11 protein-coding genes are annotated in these 13442 nt (G+C 63.4%); 7 read left to right on the top strand and 4 right to left on the bottom strand.

Annotated elements, in window-relative coordinates:
* The gene (locus ACR30Z_RS15705) at positions 1 to 1347 is read right to left on the bottom strand and encodes a sulfatase family protein (RefSeq protein WP_434373456.1); all 1347 of its coding nucleotides are present in this window, start codon (positions 1345 to 1347) and stop codon (positions 1 to 3) included.
* Positions 1348 to 1349: 2 nt separating this feature from the next.
* The gene (locus ACR30Z_RS15700) at positions 1350 to 2396 is read right to left on the bottom strand and encodes a hydroxyacid dehydrogenase (protein ID WP_434373455.1); all 1047 of its coding nucleotides are present in this window, start codon (positions 2394 to 2396) and stop codon (positions 1350 to 1352) included.
* Positions 2397 to 2530: 134 nt separating this feature from the next.
* On the opposite strand from ACR30Z_RS15700, the gene ACR30Z_RS15695 reads away from it, so the two are divergent.
* Entirely contained in the window at positions 2531 to 3667 is a 1137-nt protein-coding gene (locus tag ACR30Z_RS15695) for an ROK family protein (RefSeq protein ID WP_434373454.1), read from the top strand.
* A 63-nt stretch (positions 3668 to 3730) separates the two neighbouring features.
* Here ACR30Z_RS15695 and ACR30Z_RS15690 read toward each other — a convergent pair whose 3' ends face one another.
* Both ACR30Z_RS15690 and ACR30Z_RS15685 read right to left on the bottom strand, forming a co-directional pair.
* The gene (locus ACR30Z_RS15690; RefSeq protein ID WP_434373453.1) at positions 3731 to 5794 is read right to left on the bottom strand and encodes a PQQ-binding-like beta-propeller repeat protein; all 2064 of its coding nucleotides are present in this window, start codon (positions 5792 to 5794) and stop codon (positions 3731 to 3733) included.
* Between the two features lie 227 nt (positions 5795 to 6021).
* Complete coding sequence (locus ACR30Z_RS15685) at positions 6022 to 6954, bottom strand: NAD-dependent epimerase/dehydratase family protein (RefSeq protein WP_434373451.1); 933 nt, start codon at positions 6952 to 6954, stop codon at positions 6022 to 6024.
* 143 nt (positions 6955 to 7097) lie between these two features.
* Between ACR30Z_RS15685 and ACR30Z_RS15680 the strand changes: the two genes are divergently transcribed.
* From ACR30Z_RS15680 to ACR30Z_RS15655, 6 genes are all read left to right on the top strand, one after another.
* Positions 7098 to 7829, top strand: coding sequence for a TetR/AcrR family transcriptional regulator (locus tag ACR30Z_RS15680; protein WP_434373450.1), 732 nt, complete (start codon positions 7098 to 7100; stop codon positions 7827 to 7829).
* Positions 7830 to 7846: 17 nt separating this feature from the next.
* Positions 7847 to 8635 carry an oxygenase MpaB family protein gene (locus tag ACR30Z_RS15675; RefSeq protein WP_434373449.1) on the top strand — a complete coding sequence of 263 codons (789 nt, stop codon included), beginning with the start codon at positions 7847 to 7849 and terminating at the stop codon, positions 8633 to 8635.
* Entirely contained in the window at positions 8628 to 9518 is an 891-nt protein-coding gene (locus ACR30Z_RS15670) for a DUF817 domain-containing protein (RefSeq protein WP_434373447.1), read from the top strand. The genes ACR30Z_RS15675 and ACR30Z_RS15670 overlap by 8 nt, the downstream gene beginning before the upstream one ends.
* A gap of 316 nt (positions 9519 to 9834) precedes the next feature.
* Entirely contained in the window at positions 9835 to 11700 is a 1866-nt protein-coding gene (gene dnaK / locus ACR30Z_RS15665) for a molecular chaperone DnaK (RefSeq protein ID WP_434373446.1), read from the top strand.
* A 2-nt stretch (positions 11701 to 11702) separates the two neighbouring features.
* Entirely contained in the window at positions 11703 to 12362 is a 660-nt protein-coding gene (locus tag ACR30Z_RS15660; protein WP_144649263.1) for a nucleotide exchange factor GrpE, read from the top strand.
* Between the two features lie 87 nt (positions 12363 to 12449).
* The gene (locus ACR30Z_RS15655) at positions 12450 to 13436 is read left to right on the top strand and encodes a DnaJ C-terminal domain-containing protein (RefSeq protein ID WP_434373443.1); all 987 of its coding nucleotides are present in this window, start codon (positions 12450 to 12452) and stop codon (positions 13434 to 13436) included.
* Positions 13437 to 13442: the final 6 nt, after the last annotated feature.

Here is a 13442-nt window from a genome sequence, read left to right as displayed (position 1 = left end):
CTACTTTCGGGTGAGGGTGGCTTCTTGGATTGCGCTGAGCGCGAGCTCGTGGCGGCTGGCTGCAACGGGTGCGGTCAGGAGGGGATCCCCGCATTCGCGCATCCAGTCGAAGAGGGTTGCGGAGAGATCCCTGAGGATCTCCGATTGCTCCGGACGGCCGGCGATGTTGTCCAGTTCCTCTGGATCCACCGTGAGGTCGTAGAGTTCCAGTGCCGGACTGGTTCCGATGGTTGGCCCGCCAAGGTCTGCAGGCAGGCTGCGGTGAATCCAGGATTGTGTGGGATCCATGGCGCGGGGTGCGTTGGAGAAGTTGACGATCAGCTTGTGCGTGGATGTCCGCACTGATCGCTTGGGGTCGTAATACGTGTGGTGGCTCAGCTGGCTGAAACAGTGGCTTCGCGGAGCTTCTCCTGCTTCCACGGCCGGCCGCAGGGTGGTCCCGGCGAGGCCGTCCGGAGTTGGGAGTCCTGCCAGGTCCAGCAAGGTGGGCAGGACATCGACGTGACTGACGATGTCCGCCACGCGTCTCCCGGACCACGCCGGATTGCCGGGGTGGCGAAGCATCAGCGCAACGCCCAGTCCGGCGTCGTACAGGGTGCATTTGGCGCGGGGCAGCGCAAGCCCATGGTCGGTGGTGAACAGGACCAGCGTCTGCTCGCGAAGGCCCAGGGAATCCAGTTCGGCGAGGATGCTGCCGACACCTTCGTCCATGTGCTTCACAGCGCCCTGTAGTTCGGCGATTTCCTCGCGGGCGCCGTCGTCGTCCACCAAGTGGGCCGGAACAGAATGCCCCAGGGAGGCGTCCGGGTTCACGCCGTCGGCCAGGAAACCCATTACCCCCGGGCGATCCCTTTCGGAGGGCACCCGGTGCGGCTCCGTGAAGCCGACCTGCAGGTAGAAGGGCCGGTCGCTGCCGGACATGCGACGCAAAGCGTCAGTGGCGCGAGCCACGACGACGTCCCGGGCACCTCCCGTACGGGCGCGGTCGAAACCGAGCCGATCGGCCACGACGTCGTCCGCCAAAACACGCGATTCGTGGTGCACGCCCACCAGCTCGGTTTGGTAGCCGACGGACTTCAGCCTGTGTGCGATGTGGTCCTTCGGTTCTTTGAGATCCCAGCTGAAGGGCTCGTGCGTCAGCCCGAGGACACCGTTGGTCTGGGGATAGGTGCCCGTGAAGAGCGAGGCCCGGGCAGGGCTGCAGTGGGGAGCAGTTGCGAAAGCCTGCTCGAAGAGTGCTGATTCATCGGCCAAGGCGTCCAAGTTGGGGGTGGACACTGTTTCCACGCCATAGCTGCCCAGGAAACGGCCCAGATCGTGGCAATGGATCAGGAGAATGTTCTGCACGGTCAGCCCATCCGTTCGAGGTCGGCGCGGGTGAGGGCGTGTTCCATGGGCTGGCCGCCGATGAAGCGGCGGAGTTCATCAACCACGATCCCGCCGGCCCTGCGCCGCGAGTCGACGGTGGCTCCGCCGAGGTGGGGAGTGAGGAGCACGTTGGGCAGGGAGCGCCAGGGATCGCCTGCAGGCAGGGGTTCTTCGTCGAAGACGTCCAACGCAGCATCAATCCGGCCCGAGTGCACCTCCTTATAGAGGGCTTCCATGTCCACGATGGTGGAACGGGCCGTGTTCACGAACGCGGCCCCGTCCGGGAGCAAGGCGAGTTCGGCAGCACCGATGAGTCCTGCGGTTTCGGGGGTGGCCGGAGCATGGACAGCGACCACATCGCTGTGGGCCATGAGGTCATCCAAAGTGGCGGAGCTGGCCGCGAGGGGATCTCCCGTGGGGATGTACGGATCGAACACGGCTACTTTCGCGCCGAGCGCCCGGCAGGCCTCGATGTAGCGACGGCCCGTCCGTGACGCTCCGACGACGCCGATGCGCGCGCCGGAGATTTCGCGGGCCCTGCTGACGTTGCGGGCGTCCTCCCAGTTGGCGCCTGAGCGAAGGCTGTGATCCAGCTGGTGAACGCGGCGCAGCAGGTTAAGTGTGAAGGTGAGCGAGAGTTCCGCGACCGCCGGTGCCATGGCTGCGCCCGCCTGGGAGATGGGGATGCCGGCGGCCCAGAAGTCTTCACTGACCAGGGCGTGCAGTGATGAGGCGGCGTGGACGACGCACTTAAGGTTCGGAGCCACTGCCAAGTGTTCGGCATCGAGACGGGGGAATCCCCAGGCGGTGATGAACACATCCTTGTCTACGGCAGCGGCGGAGAAGGCACCCAATGACTGGAGTTCGGCAGGGGCGGCTTCGGTGACCTCACCGAGCCCGTCCAGCGCAGCGCGGGTTTCGGGGGAGATGAAGGCCACCCGTTCCGCATCCGGGATGCTCAGCAGGATCTGCAGCCGGGTTGCTGTGGGTGGCGATGATGTCGATGCAACGCCTTTGTTGTTGTTCATGGGACCGAGATTGCCAGTTTCAATATCTTTTGTCAATGACTAAAGTAAGTATCATGGAGAGTGTGAAGGCATCCGGACTGCGGATGCCAGAATGGGGGAGATCCCATGCGACGCGACAACAGGAGCCACCAGCAATGAAGCCACGTGCAGGCAGCAAGGCCCTGATTCGAGAGATCAATGAGGCCTTGGTGCTGGACGTTGTCCGGACACAGGCGCCGGTGTCCCGCGCCAAAATTACGGTCCAAACCGGCTTGAGCGCAGCCAGCGTCACAGGGATTACCGGAAAGCTCATCCAGTCCGGATTGCTGGTTGAAACCGAGATTGCGCCCAGCACGGGTGGCAGGCCCGCACGACTGCTTGAGCTCGGACGCGAAGGTGTTTTCGCGGCGGGGGTAAGGCTGTCCGCTACGGAGGCCCACGCCGTCGTCGTCGATTTGCGCGGTGACGTGGTGGCCACCCACAGCGAGCCGTTGGCGTCCACGGGGCCCGACGAAGCGGCAGCGGCCGTGGCTCGGGCCGTGCGCGCGGCGGCCGGCTCGGTGGAGTCCAGGCTTATTGGGGTGGGTGTTGCCGTTTCCGGCGTGGTTGATCAGGCCAGTGGCTTGGTGCGGCACAGCGGGGCGATGCGCTGGGCAGACATCAAGTTCCAAATGCTCCTTGAAGAAATTTCTGAGCAACCGGTCATCGTTGACAGTTACGTCAATGCCTACGCTCGCGGGCTGCTGTTCGATGACGTTTTCAAAGGCCGGGAGATGCTCATCTTCAGCGTCGGAACCAGCCTGGGTGCCGCCGTCGTGATTGAAGGCCGCATCCAGCGCGGCTTCAACGGTGCGGCGGGGGGCTTCGCCCATTCGCGGGCGATCACCGGACCAGGGCCGGCCAAGCCCTGTCACTGCGGTGCGGACGATTGCTTTGAGACCCGCGGCAGCTTGTGGGGGATGCAGCGTGAGCTGGAGCGGAGCGGCCAGGACCGGGGGATAGACCCCGACGTCGATTCCAGCCTGATTGCCGACGCCGCCATGCACCTGGGCATCGGAATGGCGAACATAGCGAAGGTCATGGGCCCCGAACAAGTAGTGGTTGGCTTTGCGCCGGAGGCGGATCTGGGGACCTTCGCCGAGCAGGCCAAGCGCGCGTTTTTGAATCAGTACAGCCACGCGAATACTCCGTCTCCGTCATTTGATGCAGCCATTGCAGATCCCGTAGCCCTCGCCCGGGGTGCTGCGTGCTCGGTGCTGGCGGGATTGTTTACGGCCAGCCCAACTGGGTAGCAGCAGATGCCGTTTTGAGGGCTCAAAACGGCATCTGCTGCCAATTACATGGGCTTGAAGGGCCTACTTTTCTTTCTTGGGCTTCTTGTCTTGCTTTTCTTTGTCCTTCTTCTCTTTCTTCAGCTTCCCCTCCGGGGACAGGTCATCAATCCGGACCAGGTTGGGGCCTTGAAGCGTATAGAGCAAGCCGTCTTCGTCTGCCGTGATGTGCGGGCCGCTGTACCAGCCACCGTTGATTGCAGCCACCACCACCGTGACCTCGAACGTGGCGGGATCGATGCTGAAGGCCGTGGTGTCGGAGACGCCGTAGACCTTCTCTTCGGTGGCTACCAGGGCGCCGAAGTCCGTGCACACCGCGCTGAGGTCTCCGGTGTGGACCACTTGGCGTGTGGCGAGGTCGATGACGAACAGGCCCGCTGCTTTCCGGGACATGCCAAAGAGGTAGTTGCCATGGATTGCCATAGCTGCGATGCCTTGGGCCTGTCCGGGATCCAGCCGCCACAGCTCCTGGTTGGCCACGGGGTCCCAGGCCACCACAGTGCTCCGGGGGCCGGTTGCGTAGATGTTGTCGCCGCCGAGGTAGGCCACGCCGTCTTTCGTCGCCACAGCGCGAACCATTTGGAGGGCATCGATCGGGTTCACCTTGCTGATCACCTGCGTGGTGGAGGGCTTGTAGGCGGCGAAGCAGCCGCCACCGCCGGTGTCGTTCTGCGCGCCGGCTATGACCAGGCCGTTGACTGCATCCCAGCAGACGTCCAAGGGCCGGTTCTGTCCGGCGGGCAACGCAGCTACCTGGTACGGAAGCTGCCCGGTGGTGGGATCGTAGGCGTAGATGCCCCTGGAGTTGTACTGGCCGGTGTAGAGGATCCCGCCCACGATCAGGGCGTCCTTGGCCTCGCCTGTCGCCCGGAGATAGGACACCTGTTCGGTGGCCAGTTGGTGACGGGCGATGGTTCCGGTGCCGCCCACGTAGACGTCGCCCGCTCCGGCCGCCAAGCCCATGCAAAGCTGCGGTCCGCCCGGCGCCCCGGCCTGCGTGAGGTCATGTTTGACGGCGGTTTTCGCCACGGGGTCCACTTCAATAACGTCGTAAGAGGACACCGTGAGGGCCTTGTTGCCGTAGACATCCAGGCCCCACATGGCACCAACATCTTCCGTGAGGATCTGAGTGATCTTCTTGCTGACCATGTTGTAGGACCACACGCCCGGTTCCTTGACGAAGAAGACGTCGTTGCCCAGCTGCCTGAACATCACTCCGGTCTTGGCGATGATGGTGTATTGGGCGTGGTTGGCAAGGTTGATCAGAACGGATTTTCCTGGCCCCTTGACCCCCACTCCCAGCTGCCCGTTCAGGACGCTGAGGGACGTGACAGAGACGCCCGCGGCTACTTCTGCAGGCAGGATATTGGTGGACGTCTTGGTTGTCCGATCAAACGCGAAGAGGCGTGCCGGGCTGGAGCCGTTGCCGCCGCCCAAGGTGCTGCCGGTGCCGAAGTACACGGTGCTGGCGGTGGCGGCCACTGCCTGGGCAATGGTTGCGCCCGGGTCCGGGATGCCCCAACTTGTCATGGCATTCGTGGTGGGATCGTATTCCCACAGGGAGGGAGCATCGGTGGTTTGCCCGCCGCCGGCGAGGTAGACCTTTCCATCAGGGGCCACGGCCAGTGCGCGGATGTCACGGTCGCCGGTCTCGCCGACGCCGACCGCAGGAACATTGGGTGTGCTGAGGTCCCAGCGGTAGAGGTTCGGCTTTCCATCAATCCCGTCGCGCAGCACGCCTGCGTACACGTAACGCCCGGTGGAGTCAGCAGCCAAGGCCTGGATGCTGTATCCCGAGCCGAGATCTGTCCGGGACGTGATGGTGCCTGTTGGGAGGTGGTATCCGATCACCCGCACCGGGTTCAGATTGCGGGATCCGATGTAGACCGTGTCGCCCACCAGCAGCGAACTCATGAGCGAGAACTGGACTACTGCAGGCCCCAGATCAGTAATCTGCGGGGTACCCGTGCTCTTCTTTTGGGGCGCGGCATGGGCGGCGCCTGAGGACGTTGCTGACAGTGCTACGGCAAGTCCGCCGATGCCCCCGGTCTGCAGCAATTGACGACGATTGATGGCGAATGTGGACATGGAAGATCTCCTCATTGAGTATCCCGTGTGGCATTAATAGTGGGGTGGGTTGGTGCCGTCCGGGACGCTCCGGATACGTCCTGTGCACTTCACTCAGGGTTTCAGCCACGAGCAGGGAAATCCATGATTCGAACATTTTCAGACATCCGAAGGTTTCAGTGAATCGCCCACCCAACTGACTGGCATTAGTGGTTGTTTTCAGCGCTCAGAACAACCACTACTGCCAGTTAGTTGGGTAGCCGGGCAGCGTCCTGCCACCAGGCCACCGCTGCCGCTGCGGCCTCGGGCAGGGGAGTCGGTTCCAGGCCCAGGAGCCGCTGGCTTTCGGTGGAATCCATCACGAACGGGCGCTCGAACTGGTACAGCAATTCGGCAAGCTCGCGCATGTCCATAGAGAATAGGCCCGCCACCCGCAGCACCCATCCGGGCACGGCGCTCACCTTGGGTGCAGTCACGCCGGCGGCCGCCGCGTGCGCTTCGGCTATTTCCCGCTGGGTCACGGCGGCGCCGGTGGGGGCATGCAGCACGCGGTTCCAGAGTTCCGGCTTCTTCGCCGCAGCGATCATGGCGGCTGCGAGGTCCGGTACATAAGTAAAGGAGTGCGGCTGGCGGGTACTCCCTATGACCTGCACCGCCTTGCCTGCCAGGATGGGCGTCACCATGCGCTCGCCGGCATGCGCCATCTTGACTCGCGGCCCAAAGAAGTCGCCCGCCACAACACTTACGGTGTCCGCTGCATGTGCCTGCCGCGCGTTCAACAGCTGGGTTCGGACCCCGCGTTTTCCGCCTGACACTTGGCGCGGTCCAGCCTCCGTCATAACGCGGTCCGGCTCGCTGTACGAGTAGAGGCTTTCAGGAAATACGACGACGGCGCCCGCGGCTGCCGCTGCATCCATCACCACTTGCTCGGCCTGGGGGAGTTCGGCTGCCCAGGCCGCGGCGCGGTACGCCGAACCGTGGATGCAGTGGAACACCGCCTTGGCGCCCTGTACGGCCCGGGAAACCTGGCTGGGATCGGAGGCATCCACCCGCATCCGATCCACCAAATGATGGTCCGGGCCGCTGCCCGAGCGGGTCAGGATGCGGACTTGGTGGCCTTGCTCGGCGAGCTGTTCGGCAATGGTGTAACCCACCGGTCCTGCTCCAGTGACGACGTACATGAGGTCCTTCTTTCGGGAGATAACGCTCTGGATTGAAAGCGAGAGCAGTGCTCTCTCAATTCAGGGTGATCGATTATCCCCTCAAAGTCAAGAGCAATGCTCTCATTTGTTGACAGCGCTCTCTGTTATGGCAAGCTGGGGGCATGACGCCCGCCGAAGCAATCAAGGCCAAGCCCCCAACTCCCCGCGAACGTGCCCGCGCGCAGACCATCGCCGACATCATCCGGCTCGGTCGCGAGCACCTGGCGCTCCATGGCGCAGCAGCCCTTTCCCTGCGTGCAGTAGCGCGGGACCTGGGTGTCGTATCTTCGGCCGTCTACCGGTATGTCGAGAATCGGGATGAGCTTCTCACGCTCCTGCTCATCGACGGGTACAACGAGCTCGGCGACCAAGTGGACACAGCCGTTGACGCCGTACCGGAGGATGATTTCCCCGGACAGTTCAAGGCCCTTGGCGTGGCAGTCCGTGCCTGGGCCCTCCGTGAGCCGGCCAGCTATTCGCTCCTCTTCGGCAGTCCTGTTCCCGGGTATCAGGCTCCGGGCGAGCGCACCACCGTCCCGGGTACCCGTGTGATCTTTCGTCTGGTGGGCATCTTCGATGCCGCCTACCGCGCAGGTGCCCTGGACGCCCACGTGAGTCCCGCCGTCGTGATTCCTCCCGCCCTGGCCGAAGACCTGGCCGCCATCCGCTCGGAGATGAACCTCGCGGCGCCGGACGCTTCGCTCGCACGGGGCGTGCTGGCGTGGACGTCGGTGTTCGGGGCTGTCAGCTTTGAGGTCTTTGGGCAATATGGTCAAGACACTTTTAAAGCCCGCGACCAACTTTTCGAACATCAACTTGGCGTGCTTCAAGGCGTCGTGGGGCTCCAAGGCTAGGGCGCTACAGTATTCAGATGGTTCGTGGACTTGCTGACATCGGTGCTGAGGGCGTCCTGCTCGCCGGTGCGGGGAGGGCGATCCTCCTGCAGATCGCCGATCCCAAAGTGGGTCACGGCGTGGCCGAGCACAGCAACTTCGCGGAGCGCCCCATGGACCGGCTTCGCGCCACCATGACGTACGTGTATGCGGTGGTGTACGGCTCGGAGGAGCAGCTGAAGGCCGTTCGCCGCGCGGTCAACAGGGCGCACGCGCCGGTCCGGCGGAGCCCCGATGCCACCTCCGCGGGCTACAGCGCGTTCGACGCCGAGTCTCAACTATGGGTGGTGGCTACCCTCTACGACACCGCCGTGACTGTTTATGAGCAGGTTCACGGACCGCTCGACGACGAGACTGCCGACCGTATTTACAGCGAGTACGCGCGGATCGGAACGGCTCTGCAGCTTCCGGCGACGATGTGGCCAGTTGATCGGGGCGCGTTCGCGGCGTACTGGGACGCGCATGTCAGCAAACTCCAGCCGGACGCCAAAGCACTGAAGGTAGCGCAGGAACTCCTCTACCCGGCGGCCGGGCCGCAACTCCTCCGTTTGGCCATGCCCTTGGCACGGTTCCTGACTGCGGGTCTGTTGCCGGACCATCTTCGGGAGGGTTTCGGGCTTGACTGGGGGCCGGGGCAGGCGCGCCGGTTCGATCGGACCATGCGGATGGTGGGCAGGGTCTATCCTCGCTTGCCCCAACGGATCCGCCACTGGCCGCGAGACTACTACCTGGGCCAACTCGGGTCTACCAAGGCGGACCATGCGTAACTCCACGTCCGTGGAACAGTCCATCGACGATCTCGCGCACCGCTACCTGGACCGAGCCCCCGGAGGACGCGCCCGGGCGGGACTCACCGAGTTCGTGGTGTTCGGGCTGAAGCAGGCGTGGGCTTGCGTGTTCGGTGCAGCGTTGCTCGCCGTGATCATCGCAGCCCGCCTCTGGTATCCGGACAATGCCGCGTTGGCTCGGAACGACTTCCTGACCATTGCCGCGATCGTCATCCAAGTGCTCATGATCAGCTTCAAGCTGGAGACGCTGCGGGAGTTGCGGGTGATCCTGCTGTTCCATGTGGTGGGAACGGTGATGGAGCTGTTCAAGACGGACGTTGGCTCGTGGGCTTACGAGGCCGAGGGTTTCCTCCGGATCGGCGCGGTTCCCCTGTTCAGTGGGTTCATGTACGCGGCCGTGGGCTCATACATGGTGCGGGTCTTCCGGCTGTTCGATCTCCGCTTCGATCGGTATCCGCGGCGATGGATCACGGCCATTGTTGCGGCGGGGATCTACGTCAACTTCTTCTCGCACCACTACATCCTTGACCTTCGCTGGGTGCTGCTTGCCGCCGTCGTGCTTGTTTACGGGCGGTGCGTGATGCACTTCCGGGTGTTCCGCCGCCGCTTCAAGATGCCGATTCTGGTGTCTTTCCTGCTGGTGGCGCTGTTCATTTGGTTCGCGGAGAACATCGGTACGTGGTCCCGCGCGTGGCTGTATCCGAACCAGTTGGAGGGCTGGCAGGCGGTCTCCATCGACAAGCTCCTGGCATGGTTCCTGCTGATGATCATCTCCGTGGTCCTGGTGGCGTGGGTCTACAAGCCGGAACCGCTCGACGCCGCTGACGCCACCCAAACGGCTGACGCCGCGCATATTCAGTAGTGACACCCGGATATGGGTGCCGCCACTCCGGGTGACTGGCGGAGGGCATTTTGCGTGTCCTGAGGCTTCGTCTGCCAGTTCACCGTAGGCGAAACCACCCCATTTTGCCGCGTGATTCTGCGGGTTTCCGGGCCGTGATTCAGAAAGTTGAGCGTACTAGACTCAACTTTGGATTGACTTAAATCTGAGGCTGAGTACAGTTGAGTGCAGAACGCTCAACTAGCCGATTGTTGAGCAGGCTCCCAGCACGTAAACCGCCCAGCGGACCGTTGCCAGGCGCGATCTCCAACATCGGCCATTGAAAGGAAAACAAGATATGTCACGTGCAGTAGGTATCGACCTCGGAACCACCAACTCCGTGGTCTCTGTTCTCGAAGGTGGCGAGCCCACCGTCATCGCCAACGCAGAAGGCGGCCGCACCACGCCGTCCGTCGTTGCGTTCTCCAAGTCCGGCGAAGTCCTGGTGGGCGAAATCGCCAAGCGCCAGGCCGTCAACAACATCGACCGCACCATCGCTTCCGTCAAGCGCCACATGGGCACCGACTGGAACGTCGCCATCGATGACAAGAAGTACACGCCGCAGGAAATCTCCGCGCGTATCCTCATGAAGCTCAAGAACGACGCCGAGAGCTACTTGGGCGAAGAGGTCACCGACGCTGTGATCACCGTTCCGGCCTACTTCAACGACGCCGAGCGCCAGTCCACCAAGGAAGCCGGTGAAATCGCAGGCCTCAACGTCCTCCGTATTGTCAACGAGCCCACCGCGGCTGCACTGGCTTACGGCTTGGACAAGGGCAAGGAAGACGAACTCATCCTGGTCTTCGACCTCGGTGGCGGAACCTTCGACGTCTCCCTCCTCGAGGTTGGCAAGGACGAAGACAACTTCTCCACCATCCAGGTCCGCGCAACCGCCGGTGACAACCGCCTCGGTGGCGACGACTGGGACAACCGCGTCGTCGAGTGGCTCCTGAGCCAGCTCAAGGTCAAGGGCATCGACCTCTCCAAGGACAAGATCGCCCTCCAGCGTCTCCGTGAAGCTGCAGAGCAGGCCAAGAAGGAACTCTCCTCCTCCACCAGCACCAACATCTCCCTCCAGTACCTGTCCGTCACCCCCGACGGCCCGGTTCACTTGGACGAGCAGCTGACCCGCGCCAAGTTCCAGGACCTCACCAAGGACCTCCTGGACCGCACTAAGAAGCCGTTCCAGGACGTCATCGCAGAAGCCGGCATCAAGGTTTCCGACATCGACCACATCGTCCTCGTCGGTGGCTCCACCCGTATGCCTGCTGTCTCCGAGCTCGTCAAGGAACTCGCTGGCGGCAAGGAGCCCAACAAGGGCGTCAACCCGGACGAAGTTGTGGCCGTTGGTGCCGCACTCCAGGCCGGTGTCCTGAAGGGCGAGCGCAAGGACGTTCTCCTCATCGACGTCACCCCGCTGTCCCTCGGCATCGAAACCAAGGGTGGCGTCATGACGCACCTCATCGAGCGCAACACGGCTATCCCCACCAAGCGTTCCGAGACCTTCACCACCGCTGACGACAACCAGCCGTCCGTGGCCATCCAGGTCTTCCAGGGCGAGCGTGAATTCACCCGCGACAACAAGCCGCTGGGCACGTTCGAACTGACCGGCATCGCTCCGGCACCCCGTGGCGTCCCGCAGGTTGAGGTCACCTTCGACATCGACGCCAACGGCATTGTCCACGTGTCCGCCAAGGACAAGGGCACCGGCAAGGAACAGTCCATGACCATCACCGGTGGCACGGCGCTCTCCAAGGACGACATCGACCGCATGGTCCGTGAAGCCGAAGAGCACGCTGCTGAGGACAAGGCCCGCCGCGAAGCTACGGACACCCGTAACTCCGCAGAGCAGCTCGCCTACTCCGTCGAGAAGCTTATCGCCGACAACGACGACAAGCTGCCCGAGGAAGTCAAGACCGAGGTCAAGGCCGACGTCGACGCCCTCAAGTCCGCGCTGGAAGGCACCGACGACGCCGCTGTGAAGACTGCGTTCGAGAAGCTCCAGGCTTCCCAGACCAAGCTTGGCGAAGCGATCTACTCGCAGGCCGCTGCAGCTGACGCTCCGGGTGCCGGTGCAGAAGGCGCTCCCGCTGGTGACAAGGCTGCCGACGATGAAGACATCGTTGACGCCGAAATCATCGACGAAGACGAAGCGAAGAAGTAGTCATGCCTCACCACGGCAACGAAGCAGAGCACTCAGAAGGCAACGAGCCGCGCAAGCCGGTTATTCGTGACAACCGCAAGGTTGACCCGGAAACCGGGGCGGCCCGTCACCCCGAAGGCGAAGCTGCGGCTCCCACCGAAGGCAATGCCGCTCCCACGGACGGCGACGCCCTCTCCCAGGCTGAGGAAATCCTCAACGGGGTAGAGGTGCCGGCTGAGGAGTCGGTTGCCTCCGGTGCCGCGGCTGAAGCCCAGGCAGCGGAGCTCCGCAACGACCTCCTCCGCCTTCAGGCTGAGTACGTCAACTACCGCAAGCGCGTCGAACGCGACCGCGCCGTAGCAGGAGAGATGGCCGTCATCGGCGTCCTGAACTCGCTGCTCCCGGTGCTGGACGACGTCGACGCCGCACGCCAGCACGGTGACCTCGAAGACGGCCCCTTCGCCGCCATCGCCACCAAGCTGGAAAACGCGCTGAAGACGTACGGACTGGAGCGCATCGCGGACACGGGTGTCGAATTCGACCCCACCATCCACGAAGCACTCATCCAGCAGCCCGGCGAAGACATCGAGGTTGACACGGTCAGCCAGGTGCTGCGCTCCGGATACCGCTCAGGTGAGCGGGTCCTGCGTGCAGCCCAGGTGATCGTGGCTGTCCCGGCTTAGTACCCTTCGAGATGGCAGTTCGTGACAGTGTTTCATTGAAACATTGGGATGAACTGCCATCTCGTTCCCAATCGAAAGGAAACGCTCTTGGCCAGCCAGGACTGGGTTGAAAAGGATTTTTACGCGATCCTTGGTATCGCCAAGGACGCGTCCGACGCGGATATCAAGAAGGCTTACCGCAAGCTAGCCCGGCAGTACCACCCGGATACGAATTCCGGGGATGCTGCTGCGGAGAAGAAGTTCAAGGACATTTCCGAGGCTTACTCGGTGTTGTCGAGTCCTGAGGACCGGCAGCAGTATGACGCCATCCGTGCCATGGGCGGCGCCCGGTTTGCTCCGGGTGCCGGTGCTGGACGCGGCGGTGCTGGAGCCAACGGCGGGTTCGAGGACCTGTTCGGCGGCCTGTTCGGTGGCGGGCCGGGCGCTCGTCAACCTGCGGGCGGCGGAGGTGGCATTCCGCCCGAGTTCGCTGACCTGTTTGGTGGCGGCTTCGGAGGTGCCGGCCAGACCGGGTTCCAGCGGGCACCGCAGAAGGGCTCAGACCGCAATGCGACGACGTCCATCTCCTTCGCCGGCTCCATCAAGGGCACCACGGTGAGCCTGCGTGAAAGCAACGGCAACGTGATCGACGTCAAGATCCCAGCAGGCATCAAGGACGGGCAAAAAGTCCGTCAGCGCGGCAAGGGTAACGTTGGGCCGGCCGGCAATGGCGACCTCATCATCACGGTGAGCGTGAAGCCGCACGACTTCTTCCACCGCGACGGCGACAACATCCGCATCCACGTGCCAGTCACCTTCGCGGAAGCGGCGCTTGGCGCGACGATCGAAGTACCAACCCTCGACGGCGACACCGTCAAGGTTCGCGTCCCGGCCGGAACACCTTCGGGTCGCACCCTCCGGGTCAAGGGCCGAGGCGTGAAGACGTCCAAGGCGACCGGAGACTTGCTGGTGACAATCGACGTCGCGGTTCCTCAGAACCTCAACAAGGAAGCGGAAGAAGCCGTCAAGGCCTTCGCTGCTGCCACCACCGACGCCAACCCGCGTCACGATCTGGCCGCGAAGGCCCGGTTGTAAGGAGGC

The sequence above is a fragment of the Paenarthrobacter sp. FR1 genome, from assembly GCF_051106045.1.
GTDB lineage: Bacteria > Actinomycetota > Actinomycetes > Actinomycetales > Micrococcaceae > Arthrobacter > Arthrobacter nitroguajacolicus_A.
The sequence above is the reverse complement of the archived record's forward strand: the minus strand, read 5'-3'. Positions and strand labels throughout refer to the sequence as shown.